The following is a 15,868-nucleotide window of genomic DNA, read 5'->3' as shown; positions in this document are numbered from 1 at the left end:
AGCCTGCGGCAGCTCCTACAGGGATTTATTCGTGCACACCCCCGACCTGTAGGAGCTGCCGCAGGCTGCGATCCTTTGCCGTCTGCGCGGACCTCTTCGCTGGCGGCTGCCCACGCTTTTGAGGACACCCACGACTACTGTGGGAGCGGGCTTGCCCGCGAATAGGTCAGCACTGACGAAGAAGATCTGGAAGCCCAGACACAACAAAGCCCGCACAAGGCGGGCTTTGTCTTGATTCGATCCAGGCTTAGAAGCGGAACACTTCCATATCCGTACGAATCGGTGAGGCCATCGGAATCTTCGGCTGCTTTTCGGCTTCTGCCGCTGGCGCTGCCGGTTTCGCGGCCTGTTTGCGCGGTGCTTCGGCTACTGGCGGCTGATTGGCCAGCGGCTTGAGTGCCACGGACAATTGCTCGGCCAGACGCTGCAACAGAATCCCCTGCGCCTGTACCTGCGAAGCCGTACTACCGGCATGCAGCTCTTGCAGATGGACGATACGGTTATCGCGCACCTGACCACGACGGTCGATCAAACGCCACTGCGCGTCGAGAATCGCTGGCTGTTTCGCACCGGAATCCAGACGGGTAATGGTCAGCAGCACCTGCACATCCGGAGTAAACCCGGTCGTGGCCGGTGCCAGCACCACACGTTGGCTATCCAGGTGGCCAGCCACCTGACGCATCAGCAACTGATCAATATCCGACGAAAGGCTGCCAGCCCAACGACCATCGGTCGCCGCTTGCAGACTACCGTCCGGTTGACGTTGCAGCAGGGTTTCACGTTGCAGGTAGTCGGCTACGACCACCGGGCCCAACAAAACCGCCATGCCCGCGCTTTGCGCAGGCTGAACCGGACTTCCGCTGTCCAGTTGATACAGCGACACCGGCTGGTGAACACTGCAACCCGCCAGGCCAAGAACGCCAGCGAGTAACAAAATAAGTGGAAGGCGCAGCGCAGTCATCATCCCGTCCAGGTGGCCGCCACAAGGCTGACCACAGTGAAAATACTCAATAATTATGAAGAACGCTCGGCCACGCCGGCGCTTGGAAAGGCCATATCATCCGTGAATATGCGTTCCGACTCCAGCGCCAAAGCGTCGATCTACGCGTTAAATCGTAGATCGAGCGCTCTAGGACGCTTAATTGAGGTTTTCGACGAGCAGCGCATCGACCCGCTGAAAGCCACGTGGAAGCTTGTTACCACGTCGACCGCGCTCACCTTTGTAGTGTTCGAGGTCTTCGGCCTTCAACGACAGGGTCCGTTTTCCTGCCTGTAGCACCAGCGTGGCGCCTTCAGGAATGACGGCGATGTCCGTGACATATTCTTCGCGACTGGCCACACGCTCACCGGAAATTCCGATGATCTTGTTGCCTTTGCCCTTACCTAATTGTGGCAGATCGCTGATTTTGAAGATCAGCAGGCGACCTTCGGTCGTCACCGACGCCAGCCAGTTGTGCTCACGATCGGCCACCGGACGCGGGGCGATCACCTTGGCGTTGTTCGGCAGACTCAACAAAGCCTTGCCGGCCTTGTTCTTGGCTTGCAGGTCTTCACCTTTGACGACGAAACCGTAACCGGCATCGGAAGCGATCACGTACAACGCATCGTCCTCCGGCATCAGCACGCATTCGAACGAGGCACCCGGCGGTGGTGTCAGACGACCGGTCAACGGTTCGCCCTGACCCCGGGCCGACGGCAAGGTGTGCGCGGCGACCGAATAGCTGCGGCCAGTGGAGTCAATCACCACCGCAGACTGGTTGGAACGCCCTGCCGCCGAGGTCTTGAAGCCGTCGCCCGCCTTGTACGACAGGCCGGTAGCATCGATGTCATGACCTTTGGCCGAACGGATCCAGCCTTTTTCCGACAGCACGACGGTAACTTTCTCGTTCGGCAGCAGATCGTGCTCGGTCAACGCTTTGGCTTCGGTGCGCTCGACGATTGGCGAACGACGATCATCGCCATAGGTTTCGGCATCTTTGATCAGTTCGGTACGCACCAGCTTCTTCAGCTTGGCTTCGCTGCCCAGCAGCGCTTGCAGCTTGGCTTGTTCCTTGAGCAGTTCGTCCTGCTCGTCGCGCAGCTTCATCTCTTCCAGTCGCGCCAACTGACGCAGGCGGGTGTCGAGGATGTAATCGGCCTGAATCTCGCTAAGGGCAAAACGCTCGATCAGCTTGGCTTTCGGGTGTTCCTCGGTACGGATGATGTGGATCACTTCATCCAGATTGAGGTAGGCAATCAACAAACCGTCCAACAGGTGCAGACGACGCTCGACCTTGTCGAGGCGGAATTGCAGACGGCGCCGCACGGTCAGCACGCGGAATTCCAGCCACTCGACCAGCAGCGCGCGGAGGTTTTTCAGCTGTGGCTTGCCGTCCAGACCGATGATGTTGACGTTGACCCGGTAGGTCGACTCCAGCTCAGTGCTGGCGAACAAGTGCTGCATCAGCGCGTCGTGATCGACGCGGCTGTTGACCGGGATGATCACGATGCGGCACGGGTTTTCGTGGTCGGATTCGTCGCGCAGGTCAGCGATCTGCGGGGCTTTCGACGGTTTCGCCTGCATCAGCCCAGCGATCTGCTCCAGCACTTTGGCGCCGGACACCTGGTGCGGCAGCGCGGTGACGATGATGTCGCCGTCCTCGACGTGGTACACGGCGCGCATGCGCACCGAGCCCTTGCCGGTTTGGTACATTTTCAGCAGGTCGGCGCGCGGCGTGATGATTTCCGCTTCGGTCGGATAGTCCGGGCCCTGAATGTGTTCGCAGAGCTGCTCGACCGTGGCTTTCGGCTCATCGAGCAAACGCACGCAAGCGGTCGCCACTTCACGCAGGTTATGCGGCGGCACGTCGGTGGCCATGCCCACGGCGATGCCAGTGGTGCCGTTGAGCAGGATGTTCGGCAGGCGCGCCGGCAGTACCAGCGGTTCCTGCAGGGTGCCGTCGAAGTTCGGGCCCCAGTCGGCTGTGCCTTGGCCCAGCTCGCTGAGCAGCACTTCGGAATAACGCGACAGGCGCGCTTCGGTGTAACGCATGGCGGCGAAGGACTTCGGATCGTCCGGCGCACCCCAGTTACCCTGGCCGTCGACCAGCGTGTAGCGATAGCTGAATGGCTGGGCCATCAGCACCATCGCTTCGTAGCACGCCGAATCGCCGTGCGGGTGGAATTTACCGAGCACGTCACCGACGGTACGCGCCGACTTCTTGTGCTTGGAATCGGCGTCCAGACCCAACTCGCTCATCGCATATATGATGCGACGCTGTACCGGTTTCAGGCCGTCGCCGATATGCGGCAAGGCACGGTCCATGATCACGTACATGGAGTAATTGAGGTAGGCATTTTCGGTGAAGTCAGCCAGCGACCGGCGTTCTACGCCGTCTAAGCTGTCTGCAAGGATGTCGCTCATGCGGGCCTCATCGGTTCGTTGTCTGGCGCAGCAGCATGGTGCCACCGCGCTGAGTAAATTCAAGTTTGTTCAGGGCGCTCATGCCGAGCAGCACCTGATCGCCATGCAGCCCCGGCGCCACCAGCGCGCGGACATCCCGCAGCACGATGTCGCCCAGTTGCAGGCGGGCAATTTTGGTTCGATAGCCTTGGCTCAGGCCATTGGCCGTGCTCAGGGTCACACCGAAACCTTCTTCCAGCTTCAACCGTTTGGCCAGATCCGCCGGGATCGCCACGTCAGTGGCGCCGGTGTCGAGCATGAACTCCACCGGCTCGCCGTTGATCTGGCCGCTGGCGACAAAATGCCCTTGGGCGTTGCCGGCCAGTTTCACTTCAATAAAACCTTCGCCCTGCTCCGAACTGACCACCACGTTCGGATTCTGCTGGCGTTGCTCCCACTGGCCGAAAAACCGCGTGGCCAGAAACAGCGCCGCGCACCAGGCCAGAATCATCAGCACGCGACCGGCGCGTTTGCCCGGTGGCTGCTGGCTCACGGCTTGGCGCTCCAGCCACCGTCAGGCGCGGCGAAGCGCCAGACGATCGGGCGAACCTCACCGTCGGCGCGCGGGCCAAAATTATTGTCGACGCCGATCCACGCTCCGTCAGCGTCAACGATCAATGCCTCTTCCAACCCGTAGTTCTGCGAGTAGCGGCGGTTGGCCTGCAACAATTCGCCAGCATACGACCAGCACTGCTCGACCTTGGCGGTCTGCGCATCGCGGCGGCAAATCTGGAAAGCGTTGCGTTCAAGGGTAAACAGTTTGCCGTTGAACAACGAAATATCGGAAAAGTCCCGATCAACCGCTTTGGCGTTAGGGAACTGCGGCGGCTGCATCTCTTTGCCGCCCTCACTGAGCAGCACACAGCGACCGTCGCAATCCCACACCGTCTGCTGGCGCTTGATCAGCAACAAACCGCGGCTTTGCCGTTCAGCGGCCAACCACATTTGATCGCCCGCCGGGTTGATCGCCAGGCCTTCGAAGATCGCATTGAAATGCAGGAGCAGGCCGCTGGCCCGCGCTTCACGCACCATCATCGGCGAGATCTTCAGCCAGTTGACCGGGCCGCTGACGGGCACCTGCAAGACCGCCGCATGACCCTCGCTGACGATGTAACGATTGCCCGCGCTGTCACAGCTGATACCTTCGAAATCCAGGTCCCCACCGCGTACAAACGACGCAGCCCAGTTGCGCGAACGCAAGCCCCACGGCAAACCGGTCTGCGGTACCAAAGGTACGTCGATGTGCAAGGCTTCAGCCTGCCAGACCTGTTCGGCGGTATTGAGCCGATAGATCTGGTCGTCATCGCGGTCCGACACTGTCCACAACTCGCCGCCGCACATGGCCAACCCCGACAGGTTGCCTCCGCGCATGCCGTCAACTGGATGCTCGGACAGCACGCGCAATTCCTGCAACGGCTCGGCCGAGACACCCATCGAACTCAGCAGCAAAGCACCCGCCAAGGCCCAGCCAAACCGCATCAGGCCAGCACCTCGGCGAGGTTGCCTTTGGATTCGAGCCAGCTCTTGCGGTCAGGGGCGCGTTTCTTCGCCAGCAGCATGTCCATCATTTCCGAGGTTTGCGCGAAGTCTTCGCCCAGCGTCAGTTGCACCAGACGCCGGGTGTTCGGGTCCATGGTGGTTTCGCGCAGCTGCGGCGGGTTCATTTCACCCAGACCTTTGAATCGGGTGACCTGCGGTTTGCCGCGTTTCTTCTCGGCGACCAGACGGTCGAGAATGCCGTCGCGCTCGGCTTCGTCGAGGGCGTAGTAAATTTCTTTGCCCAAGTCGATGCGGTACAGCGGCGGCATGGCGACGTAGACGTGACCGGCATCCACCAACGGGCGGAAATGCTGGACGAACAAGGCGCAGAGCAATGTCGCAATGTGCAGACCGTCGGAGTCGGCGTCGGCGAGGATGCAGATCTTGCCGTAGCGCAGCTGGCTCATGTCCGCCGCACCCGGATCGACACCGATGGCCACGGCAATGTTGTGCACTTCCTGACTGGCCAGGACTTCACTGCCGTCGACTTCCCAGGTGTTGAGGATCTTGCCGCGCAACGGCAGGATCGCCTGGAATTCCTTGTCCCGCGCTTGTTTGGCGGAACCACCGGCGGAATCACCTTCGACCAGGAACAGCTCGGAACGCATCGGGTCCTGGCCGGCGCAATCCGCCAGTTTGCCCGGCAACGCCGGGCCCTGGGTGACGCGCTTACGTTCGACTTTCTTGCTCGCCTTCAGACGACGACCGGCGTTGTTGATCGCCAGTTCGGCCAGGGCCAGACCGGTCTCCGGGTTAGCGTTGAGCCACAGGCTGAAGGCGTCCTTGACCACACCGGAAACGAACGCCGCCGCTTCACGGGACGACAGCCGCTCTTTGGTCTGGCCGGAGAATTGCGGTTCCTGCATTTTCATCGACAGGACGAACGCGATGCGCTCCCAGACGTCTTCTGGCGCCAGCTTCACGCCGCGCGGCAGCAGGCTGCGGAATTCACAGAATTCGCGCATCGCATCGAGCAAACCCTGACGCAAACCGTTGACGTGAGTACCGCCCTGCGCCGTCGGGATCAGGTTGACGTAGCTTTCCTGCACCGCGTCGCCACCTTCCGGCAACCACAGCAGCGCCCAGTCGACCGCCTCTTTATTACCGGCGAAAGCGCCGCAGAAAGGCTCGTTCGGCAGGCGTTCGAATTCGCTGACGGCGTCGACCAGATAAGAGCGCAGGCCGTCTTCGTAATGCCACTCGACTTTCTCGCCGGTGCCTTTGTCTTCGAAGCTGACCAACAGGCCCGGGCACAGCACAGCCTTGGCCTTGAGCACATGCTTGAGGCGGCTGATGGAGAATTTTGGTGAATCGAAGTATTTCGGGTCCGGCGCGAAGTACACGCTGGTGCCGGTGTTGCGCTTGCCGACCGTGCCGACGATTTCCAGCTCCGAGGCTTTGAAGCCATCGTTGAAGGTCATCTGGTATTCGTTGCCGTCACGCTTTACGCGCACGCGCACTTCGGTCGACAAGGCGTTGACCACGGAAATACCCACACCGTGCAGACCGCCGGAGAACTGGTAGTTCTTGTTGGAAAACTTGCCGCCCGCATGGAGCTTGGTGAGGATCAGTTCGACGCCCGACACGCCCTCTTCCGGGTGGATGTCGACCGGCATGCCGCGGCCGTCGTCGCTGACTTCCAGCGAGTGGTCGGCGTGCAGGATGACCTGAACCGATTTGGCGTGGCCGGCCAAGGCTTCGTCGACGCTGTTGTCGATGACTTCCTGGGCGAGGTGGTTCGGCCGACTGGTGTCGGTGTACATGCCGGGGCGTTTGCGCACCGGGTCGAGGCCCGAGAGGACTTCGATGGCGTCGGCGTTATAAGAGCTAGCGCTGGGAGTGGCCATAGGGTCTCGTCGTCAGTCATTCATGAAATAGGGGCAAGACTTCACAGTGCGGTGAAATCGATTGCCTGATACACATCGGCGCCAATGCCGGCAAAACTCAGCAACGCCGGCAATTGCCCGGCAAAACCCTGAAAACTGTGGTCGCCGCCGGCCTGAATGCGCAAGGCACAAGCGCGGTAATACTGCTGGGCGAGGCGATAGTCCAGCGTTTCATCACCGGTCTGCAACCATACCTGATAGCGCTGAGCATCCTGCGGCGCCGGCACTTCCAGTTCGGCCAGGGCCGTGACGTGGTCGTGGGTCAACTCCCAGGTTTCATCGGTATACAGGTTTTTCTGCGTGCCCAGATAGCCGTCGAACATCCGGTGCGGGCTGACCGCCGGGTTGACCAGCAGGGCTTTCAGGCCATGGCGCTCGGCCAGGTGAGTCGCATAGTAGCCGCCGAGGGAGCTTCCCACCAGCAGCGGCCGGCCCAGTTCGGCAATCGCTTGCCCCAACTGACCGATGGCTTCGCGCGGATGGTGATGCAGGGCCGGCACCCGCAGTTGCTCGCTCAAACCCAGCCGCTCCATCACCGCGACCAGCTGACAGGCCTTTTTTGAGGCCGGGGCGCTGTTGAAACCGTGGATATAGAGGATCGAACCGGACATTTGAGCTCCCTGAGTGTCGGCGAAAGATAGCGGAGTTTACAGGGAGTCAGGGCAGGGTGGGCCATACAAATGATGCCTGCCTGCATCCTGTAGGAGCTGCCGAAGGCTGCGATCTTTTGATTTTAAAAAACAGGATCAAAAGATCGCAGCCTCCGGCAGCTCCTACAGGGATTATCAATAACCGTTGGAGCCGTAATCGACGGTGAAGGCGAAACCGGTGACACGCTCGACGCCGGTTTCCAGCCGCCCATCCGGCAACAACCGCAACCACCGATACCCCGGCGCCTGCTCACCGACCTTGAAGTCCTCACTGCCCGGCTCGAACTGAATGCACGTCGACGGCGAGGCCATCAAGCGCACGCCATTGCGCTCGCGGTCGATTTCCTGATGCACATGCCCCCACAACACCGCGCGGGCCTGTGGAAAACGATCCAGCACCTCAAAAAACGCTTCTGGATTGCGCAAGCCAATCGGCTCCATCCACGCGCAGCCAATCGACACCGGATGATGATGGAAGCACACCAGATGATGGCGTTCCGGCGCTTCACTCAGCGAGCGCGCCAGCAGTTGCAGTTGGTCGTCCTGCAAATACCCCGGCACCGAACCCGGCACGGCCGAATCCAGCATCGTCACCCGCCAGTTACCGACATCGACCACCGGTTCCAGCAGCGTGCTCTGCACGGCGGCCTGGGCCATGATCAACGGTTCGTCGTGATTACCGGGAATCCACCGCGCTGGGGCATCGATCTGCGCGCTCATCTGGCGAAACTGCTGATACGACTGCAGCGTGCCGTCCTGCGAGATATCGCCGGTGGCCAGAATCAGGTCGATCTGCGGCTGCTGGCCCAGCACCAATTCGATGACCTTTTGCAGGCTCTCGCGGGTGTTCATGCCCAGCAGCGTGCCGTCCGCTTCGGCGAACAGATGGCTGTCGGACAACTGCACCAGCAACGCCGGATCGGCGGAGGTCAACGTGGATACGCTCGGCAAGGCGTTCTCCCAAGGCAAAAGCACGGAATCGATCAAGTGCCGCAATTATGCTGGGGGATCAGTGAAAGAGGAAACCGCCGAACCGGACGCAGTTCACAACTAGCGTACGACTTCGTACTCGTGCCCCAACGCCAGGCAATGGCTCAGCCATTCCCCCAGGAACAGATTGAGCTGAGCCTTTTCATCCGGCTGGTGCATGGCGGCGTTCGGGTAAGGATAGATGCCGCGAAAGCGTCGTGCATGTTCGGCGCTGACCACTTCGGCCATGCGTGCGTCGTGATAGACCTGCACTTCCAGTTGCGGCACCGGCAGCCACGGCAGGCTGTGCTCCTGACGCACCTGCAACGTGGTGGTGTACGGACAGGTTTGCAGCACTTCGAGGGCGAGCACGCCGAGCATCTGCTCGCCCTGAGTCACGGCGATGCGCCGCGCCTCGGGCTCGTTGCGCATGTCCGGCACCAGTCGCATCAGGCGCGCGTAGTTGGCCTCGCAGGCGGCTTGCAGCCCTACGAGGTCGACTCGATAGCGATCGCGCAACTTGTTTACGACCATAACCCCCTCACTTCGGCGCGGTTCAGCGCCAGCCACTGCAGAGCGATGATGCTCGCCGCATTGGCAATGCGTCCATCACGGACGGCCTGCAAGGCATCTTCAAAGGCCCAGACCGTGACGCGGATATCTTCTGCCTCTTCTTCCAGGCCATGCAGGCCGCCAACGCCGTCGGTGCTGCAACGCCCCAGATACAAATGCACGAATTCGTTGCTGCCGCCCGGCGACGGGAAATATTTGGTCATCGGCCACAGGGCCTTGATGTCCAGCCCAGCTTCCTCTTGCGCCTCGCGGTGAGCAACTTCTTCCGGTTGTTCATCCTTGTCGATCAGACCAGCGACCAGTTCGACCAGCCACGGATTGTCGGTCTTGCCCATGGCACCGATGCGAAACTGCTCGATCAACACCACTTCGTCGCGCTGCGGATCGTACGGCAGCACACACACGGCATCGTGGCGCACGAAGATTTCACGGTTGATTTCGCGGCTCATGCCACCGGCGAACAATTCATGGCGCAGGTGCACACGGTCGAGCTTGTAAAAGCCCTCATAGCATTTTTCGCGCCGCACGATATCGACGGCGGTCGGAATGGCGTTGGCAAAATCAGTCATAAGCTTCCTCTTTACAGCACGTCCATTACGAAGTTGCTTTGCGTGATTGGCAACCTCGACTTCGCGCCATCCTAACGCGCCGGAATGGTTTGATGCAGCCCCTTTACCGTCAGCGGGATGGACGGTGACGGCGAAACCCACTCTAATTAGCTTAGTGGCGAACTGACTGCTTCGTTGAGAGTCGAAGCGGTAACTTTTTGCCTTCCCTTGCTTTCGAAAGGACGCCCATGTCGCTTTTCAAAATTGCCTCCGTGGCCGCCATCGCCCTGACCCTGGGCGCGTGCGCCAGCCTGTTCCAGCCCAACTACCGCACACCGCTGGAAACCACCCGCGATGCGTCGGAACAACTCAAACCCGGCTGCTCCAACCCGGATTGCCCGCTGGTGAACATCGACACCCTGCGCTTCCCGGCTGAACCGGCACTGGACGGCATCATCGAAAAACGTTTGCTGCAAATGACCCGCACCGAGAAAAACGCCCCGGTGGCGCCGACTCTGGCGGCCTATCGCGATCAATTCCTGGCCAACGCCGGCCCGCGCAACAGCAGCTATCTGCAAGCGAAAGTACGCGAGCAGCATGACGGCTTGGTGATCATCGAGGTGTCGAGCTACCTCGACACCGGCGGCGCCCATGGCACACCGGGTCGCGGTTTCATCAACTATTCGCGCCAGCAGCACAAGGTGCTGAACCTGTCCGACATGTTGCTGCCGGGTCAGGAAGACGCTTTCTGGAAGGCAGCGCAGGTCGCGCACAACAGCTGGTTGATCAGCACCAAGCTCGATCAGGAGCCTGAGTTCGTGGCGAACTGGCCCTTCGTGAAAACCCCGAACGTGGCGCTGACCTATGGCGGCGTGATCCTCAAGTACGACGTGACCACCATTGCGCCTTACGCGCTGGGCCACGTCGAACTGAAGATTCCTTACCCGCGTCTGAACGGCATTCTCAAGCCTGAGCTGTTTCCCGGCCGTAACTGAAAGCCCGACCCAGCACTAGCTGCAACAGCCCTGCCAGCACCAGCGCCGGCAGGGTTGCGCCGACATCCGGATACAGATTCGCCAGCAAGTGGTAGGTGCTCACGCCACCCAGCCACGCCAACAACGCCGGCCAGCGCAATGCGGCTGACGCGACCTGAGCGCTGCGCTTGCGCAGAATGAAGTGATCCACCAGCACCACGCCGAACAGCGGCGCAAACACCGAACCGATCAGCAGCAGGAAATTCTGGTACTGCGCCAACGGCGCCAGCAGTGCGATCAGCGTGCAGATCACGCCGATGGCCAAGGCCAGATGCTCGACTTTCAGGCGCAACAGAATCCCGCTCGAAACCGCTGCCGAATGAATGTCCGCGAAGGCGTTTTCCGATTCATCCAGCAGAATCAGCAACAGCGGAATGCCCAGACCGGCACCGGCCAGTGCCAGCAGCAATGCATTGACTTCGCCGCTCGGCGCAAAGGCCAGGGTGTAAGCGACGCCAAGGCTCATCAGCCAGAAGTTGCCGATGAAGAAACCGACCGCAGTACCGCCGAAAACATTCTTCGCCCGCTTGCCGAAACGCGAGTAGTCGGCGATCAGCGGCAGCCACGAAAGTGGCATCGCAATAGCGATGTCGAAGCCCACGGCAAACGGCATCGAACCGTCACCGGCGCGCGACCAGAGATCGGCCAGATCGGCTTTGGCAAACAGGTTCCAGGTCAGCCACAGGCACGCCGCCAACAGCAGCCAGATGCCCCACTTGCGCAGAATCTGCCGCACGAAGGTCAGCGGGCCGCTCACGGCAAGCAAGGTCGCCAGCGCGCCGAAAAACAGCGTCCACAACAGCGGGTTCGACCACAGCGAACCTTCGCTGAACGCGCGGGTACCGAGCAGGCTCGCGGCGTCGCGCATGACGATGATTTCGAACGAGCCCCAACCGATCAGTTGCAGCAGATTGAGCAGCGCTGGCAGGCTCGCGCCTTTGCGGCCAAGGCTCAGTTTCAGCGCGGCCATCGATGACAGGCCGGTGTCGCTGCCGATCACGCCGACGGCGGCCAGCAACAGTACGCCGACCAGCGTGCCAAGGAAAATCGCCAGCAGCGAACCGGACAGACCCAGGCCCGGCGCGAGCAATGCGCCGGTCTGTAAAACCATCAGGCCGATGCCGAGGGAAAACCACAGGGAAAACAGATCGCGACCGCCGAATACACGCTTGTCGGCGGGCACGGCGAGGTCGGGAGAATAAGTGCTGGGTTGAATGCTCAAGGGTGTTATCTCGGAGGAGTATTTTTTGTCATTGTGATCGTTCCCACGCTCTGCGTGGGAATGCCTCTAGGGACGCTCTGCGTCCAGTGACGCGGAGCGTCACGGGCTGCATTCCCACGCGGAGCGTGGGAACGATCAGTACGGGGTCAAACCTTCTTGTACAGCTGACTGCCTTCCTTCTTGAACCGCTCGGCCTGTTCTGCCAGGCCTTTGGCGACGTCCACGTCGACTGCTTCGATCCGCTGGTTGGCCGCGTATTCGCGGACTTCCTGAGTGATCTTCATCGAGCAGAATTTCGGCCCGCACATCGAACAGAAGTGCGCGACCTTGGCCGAGTCCTTCGGCAGGGTTTCATCGTGATACGAACGGGCGGTGTCCGGGTCGAGACCGAGGTTGAACTGGTCTTCCCAACGGAATTCGAAACGCGCCTTGCTCAAGGCGTTGTCGCGAATCTGTGCGCCCGGATGCCCCTTGGCCAAGTCCGCCGCATGCGCCGCGATCTTGTAAGTGATGATCCCGGTCTTCACGTCATCCTTGTTCGGCAGACCCAAGTGTTCCTTCGGAGTCACGTAGCAAAGCATCGCGCAACCGAACCAGCCGATCATCGCCGCACCGATACCCGAGGTGATGTGGTCATAGCCCGGCGCGATGTCGGTGGTCAGCGGGCCGAGGGTGTAGAACGGCGCCTCGTCGCAGCACTCCAGCTGCTTGTCCATGTTCTCTTTGATCAACTGCATCGGCACGTGGCCCGGGCCTTCGATCATGGTTTGCACGTCGTGCTTCCAGGCGATTTTGGTCAATTCGCCGAGGGTTTCCAGCTCACCAAACTGTGCGGCATCGTTGGCGTCGGCAATCGAACCCGGACGCAAGCCATCACCCAGCGAGAAGCTGACGTCATAGGCTTTCATGATTTCGCAGATTTCTTCGAAATGCGTGTAGGCGAAGTTTTCCTTGTGATGCGCCAGGCACCACTTGGCCATGATCGAACCGCCACGGGAAACGATACCGGTCACGCGTTTGGCGGTCAGCGGCACATAGCGCAGCAACACACCGGCGTGAATGGTGAAGTAGTCGACGCCCTGCTCGGCCTGCTCGATCAGCGTGTCGCGGAACAGCTCCCAGGTCAGGTCTTCGGCCGCGCCGCCGACTTTTTCCAGCGCCTGATAGATCGGCACCGTGCCGATCGGCACTGGCGAGTTACGGATGATCCACTCGCGGGTTTCGTGAATGTGTTTGCCGGTGGACAAGTCCATGATGTTGTCCGCGCCCCAACGGATGCCCCAGGTCAGCTTCGCCACTTCTTCTTCGATGGACGAACCCAGCGCGCTGTTGCCGATGTTGCCGTTGATCTTCACGAGGAAGTTACGGCCGATGATCATCGGTTCCAGTTCGGTGTGGTTGATGTTGGCCGGAATGATTGCGCGGCCACGGGCGATTTCTTCACGCACGAATTCAGGGGTGATGATTTTCGTCACGCTGGCGCCGAAGCTGTGACCCGGGTGTTGCTGATCCAGCAAGCCGGCGGCGCGGGCCACTTCAAGTTTCATGTTTTCGCGGATGGCGACGAATTCCATCTCGGGCGTGATGATGCCCTGACGCGCGTAATGCATTTGCGTGACGTTGCCACCAGCCTTGGCGCGGCGCGGGTTGTTGACGTGGGCAAAGCGCAGTTTGGTCAGTTCCGGGTCGGCGAGGCGCTCACGGCCGAAGTTGGAACTCAGCCCCGTCAGACGCTCGGTGTCGCCACGGTCGTCGATCCACGCCGAACGCACATCGGCCAGACCTTTGCGCACATCGATGATCACGTTCGGATCGGTGTACGGGCCCGAGGTGTCGTAGACGGTGACCGGCGCGTTGATTTCGCCGCCGAAGTCGGTCGGCGTCACGTCGAGGGTGATTTCGCGCATCGGCACGCGGATGTCGGGGCGGGAGCCCTGAACGTAGACTTTTTGCGAACGGGTGAACGGCTTGACCGATTGCTCGTCGACCTTGGCCGAGTCACTCAGGTTGATCGCGTTTTTTGATTTTGTAGTCGTCATCACGGGCTCTCCAGACAGCATCCAGGCAGTGGATTGTCGGAGCAGAACCTGAAAGGCACGGACGCACCATGGCTGGTGCTGTGCATCGTCGTCGAGCGTTCGATTGTCGAACAATTTCCCGGACGAAGCACAAGAGGACTCGCCGGGTGACGAGAAATCTTGTTCCCTACGCAGGCGCTAACCTGATCAGGTTCAACGGGATCCGAAATTATTCGATCTCAGCCTCATAGCAAGGCACCCCGACAAGAACCCGGCCAGTCTAGACACAACTGGTAAAGAACGCCAACACCGCAGCAATCACCATGATGAATGGCGCAAATACAGGGGCTTGGCCGATTGTTGTGAATCGATTGCGCAACTACACTCGCTTTGCCCTGCCGCGCCTTGACGCTGCGGGGCCTGCGCCGTACCTTTGGCGCCCGGATTACTTCCATAATATTAATGCTAGGGATCGCCTCATGCTGCGCAAACTCTCACTGGCTCTAGCCGTGTCTTGTGCGTCCAACGCAATGGCCTGGGCAGCCGAAGCGCCCTTGTCGACCAAAACCGATCTGGTCAGCGTCTATCAGGAAGCGGTCGACAACAATGCCGATCTGGCCGCCGCCCGCGCCCAGTACGGCGCGCAAAAAGAAGTGGTGCCACAGGCCCGCGCCGGCTTGCTGCCGAATCTGTCGGGCGGCGCCGAAACCGCCAATGTGCGGACTTCGATCGATCAGCCTTCCGCCATTGCCAATCGCAGCGCCCACTCGTATCAGGCGACCCTCGCCCAACCGTTGTTCCGTGCCGATCGCTGGTTCCAGTATCAGGCTGCCAAGGACGTCAACGAACAGGCAGCGCTGCAACTCTCGGCAACCGAACAGAACCTGATCCTGCAATCGGCCGAAAGCTATTTCAACGTGCTGCGCAGCCAGGACAACCTGGCCTCGACCAAGGCTGAAGAAGCCGCGTTCAAGCGCCAGCTCGATCAGTCCAACGAACGCTTCGACGTGGGTCTGTCGGACAAGACCGACGTGCTGCAATCACAAGCCAGTTACGACACTGCACGGGCCAACCGCATTGTTGCGCAACGTCAGGTCGATGATGCCTTCGAAGCGCTGATCACCCTGACCAACCGTCAGTACAACTCGATTCAGGGCATCGTCCACTCGCTGCCGATCCTGCCGCCGGCGCCGAACGATGCTAAATCCTGGGTTGATACGGCGGCGCGTCAGAACTTGAATCTGCTGGCCAGTAACTACGCCGTCAGCTCGGCGGAAGAGACCTTGAAACAGCGCAAGGCCGGCCACTTGCCGACCCTTGATGCCGTGGCCAAATATGAAAAAGGCGACAACGACGCCCTCGGCTTCGGCAACCCGAATTCGTTCGGCGCGCCTTACGGTGGCAACGTTGAACAGACGACAGTGGGCCTGCAACTGAGCGTGCCGATCTACAGCGGCGGGCTGACCAGTTCGCAAGTGCGTCAGTCCTATGCGCAGCTCGATCAGAGCGAGCAGCAGCGCGAATCCCTGCGTCGGCAGATCGTCGAGAACACCCGCAACCTGCACCGCGCGGTGAACACCGACGTCGAGCAGGTCCAGGCGCGCAAACAATCGATCATCTCCAACCAGAGTGCAGTGGAAGCGACGGAAATCGGTTATCAGGTCGGTACGCGCAACATCGTTGACGTGCTCGATGCGCAGCGTCAGCTGTACACCTCGGTGCGCAACTACAACAACACGCGGTATGACTACATCCTCGACAACCTGCGCTTGAAGCAGGCGGCGGGGACGTTGAACCCGGGGGATCTGGAAGATCTGCGGCGTTATCTGAAAGCCGACTACAACCCGGACAAGGATTTCCTCCCGCCGGATCTGGCCAAGGCAGCCGAAGCGCAGCTGAAGGCCCGACCTTAAAAGCAAAAGATCGTCCGATCGCGGCCCGAGCCTTCGGCAGCGCCTACAGGGGAACGTATTCCAATGTAGGAGCT

Annotated in this window: 13 protein-coding genes and 1 riboswitch; of the genes, 2 read left to right on the top strand and 11 right to left on the bottom strand. The window is 60.6% G+C overall.

The features are described 5' to 3' along the window. Positions 1 to 247 precede the first annotated feature (247 nt). From EJA71_RS18855 to EJA71_RS18815, 9 genes are all read right to left on the bottom strand, one after another. Positions 248 to 961 (bottom strand): membrane integrity-associated transporter subunit PqiC, encoded by a 714-nt coding sequence (locus tag EJA71_RS18855; RefSeq protein ID WP_158959157.1) that lies wholly within the window; start codon positions 959 to 961, stop codon positions 248 to 250. A 177-nt stretch (positions 962 to 1,138) separates the two neighbouring features. Further along, a complete protein-coding gene (parC, locus tag EJA71_RS18850) occupies positions 1,139 to 3,403 on the bottom strand; it encodes a DNA topoisomerase IV subunit A (protein ID WP_158959156.1) in 2,265 nt (754 codons plus the stop codon). 7 nt (positions 3,404 to 3,410) lie between these two features. Continuing rightward, positions 3,411 to 3,935, bottom strand: coding sequence for a TIGR02281 family clan AA aspartic protease (locus EJA71_RS18845; RefSeq protein WP_053116749.1), 525 nt, complete (start codon positions 3,933 to 3,935; stop codon positions 3,411 to 3,413). Beyond that, positions 3,932 to 4,921 carry an esterase-like activity of phytase family protein gene (locus EJA71_RS18840; RefSeq protein ID WP_158959155.1) on the bottom strand — a complete coding sequence of 330 codons (990 nt, stop codon included), beginning with the start codon at positions 4,919 to 4,921 and terminating at the stop codon, positions 3,932 to 3,934. Before EJA71_RS18840 ends, EJA71_RS18845 begins: the two co-directional genes overlap by 4 nt. Then, entirely contained in the window at positions 4,921 to 6,828 is a 1,908-nt protein-coding gene (gene parE, locus EJA71_RS18835) for a DNA topoisomerase IV subunit B (protein ID WP_158959154.1), read from the bottom strand. Before parE ends, EJA71_RS18840 begins: the two co-directional genes overlap by 1 nt. A 41-nt stretch (positions 6,829 to 6,869) precedes the next feature. After that, entirely contained in the window at positions 6,870 to 7,478 is a 609-nt protein-coding gene (locus EJA71_RS18830; protein WP_158959153.1) for a YqiA/YcfP family alpha/beta fold hydrolase, read from the bottom strand. A gap of 174 nt (positions 7,479 to 7,652) precedes the next feature. After that, positions 7,653 to 8,468 (bottom strand): 3',5'-cyclic-AMP phosphodiesterase, encoded by an 816-nt coding sequence (gene cpdA, locus EJA71_RS18825; protein WP_158959152.1) that lies wholly within the window; start codon positions 8,466 to 8,468, stop codon positions 7,653 to 7,655. A gap of 99 nt (positions 8,469 to 8,567) precedes the next feature. Further along, positions 8,568 to 9,020 carry a DUF1249 domain-containing protein gene (locus tag EJA71_RS18820; RefSeq protein ID WP_034151669.1) on the bottom strand — a complete coding sequence of 151 codons (453 nt, stop codon included), beginning with the start codon at positions 9,018 to 9,020 and terminating at the stop codon, positions 8,568 to 8,570. Further along, positions 9,011 to 9,628 (bottom strand): NUDIX domain-containing protein, encoded by a 618-nt coding sequence (locus tag EJA71_RS18815; RefSeq protein ID WP_158959151.1) that lies wholly within the window; start codon positions 9,626 to 9,628, stop codon positions 9,011 to 9,013. Before EJA71_RS18815 ends, EJA71_RS18820 begins: the two co-directional genes overlap by 10 nt. A 227-nt stretch (positions 9,629 to 9,855) precedes the next feature. On the opposite strand from EJA71_RS18815, the gene EJA71_RS18810 reads away from it, so the two are divergent. Then, a complete protein-coding gene (locus EJA71_RS18810; protein ID WP_158959150.1) occupies positions 9,856 to 10,602 on the top strand; it encodes an RsiV family protein in 747 nt (248 codons plus the stop codon). Here the strand turns inward: EJA71_RS18810 and cytX are convergent. Together cytX and thiC are read right to left on the bottom strand one after the other, a co-directional pair. Continuing rightward, positions 10,571 to 11,863 (bottom strand): putative hydroxymethylpyrimidine transporter CytX, encoded by a 1,293-nt coding sequence (gene cytX, locus EJA71_RS18805; RefSeq protein ID WP_158959149.1) that lies wholly within the window; start codon positions 11,861 to 11,863, stop codon positions 10,571 to 10,573. The genes EJA71_RS18810 and cytX overlap by 32 nt on opposite strands. A gap of 146 nt (positions 11,864 to 12,009) precedes the next feature. Beyond that, positions 12,010 to 13,902 carry a phosphomethylpyrimidine synthase ThiC gene (gene thiC / locus EJA71_RS18800; protein ID WP_158959148.1) on the bottom strand — a complete coding sequence of 631 codons (1,893 nt, stop codon included), beginning with the start codon at positions 13,900 to 13,902 and terminating at the stop codon, positions 12,010 to 12,012. A gap of 146 nt (positions 13,903 to 14,048) precedes the next feature. After that, positions 14,049 to 14,154, bottom strand: a riboswitch (TPP riboswitch). A gap of 206 nt (positions 14,155 to 14,360) precedes the next feature. Between thiC and EJA71_RS18795 the strand changes: the two genes are divergently transcribed. Next, on the top strand, positions 14,361 to 15,794 hold the full coding sequence (locus tag EJA71_RS18795) for a TolC family outer membrane protein (protein ID WP_158959147.1): 1,434 nt from the start codon (positions 14,361 to 14,363) through the stop codon (positions 15,792 to 15,794). The last annotated feature ends 74 nt before the right edge of the window (positions 15,795 to 15,868 follow it).

The sequence above is a fragment of the Pseudomonas sp. PB106 genome, assembly GCF_009764645.1.
GTDB lineage: Bacteria > Pseudomonadota > Gammaproteobacteria > Pseudomonadales > Pseudomonadaceae > Aquipseudomonas.
This window is presented reverse-complemented; position numbering and strand designations above follow the sequence as displayed.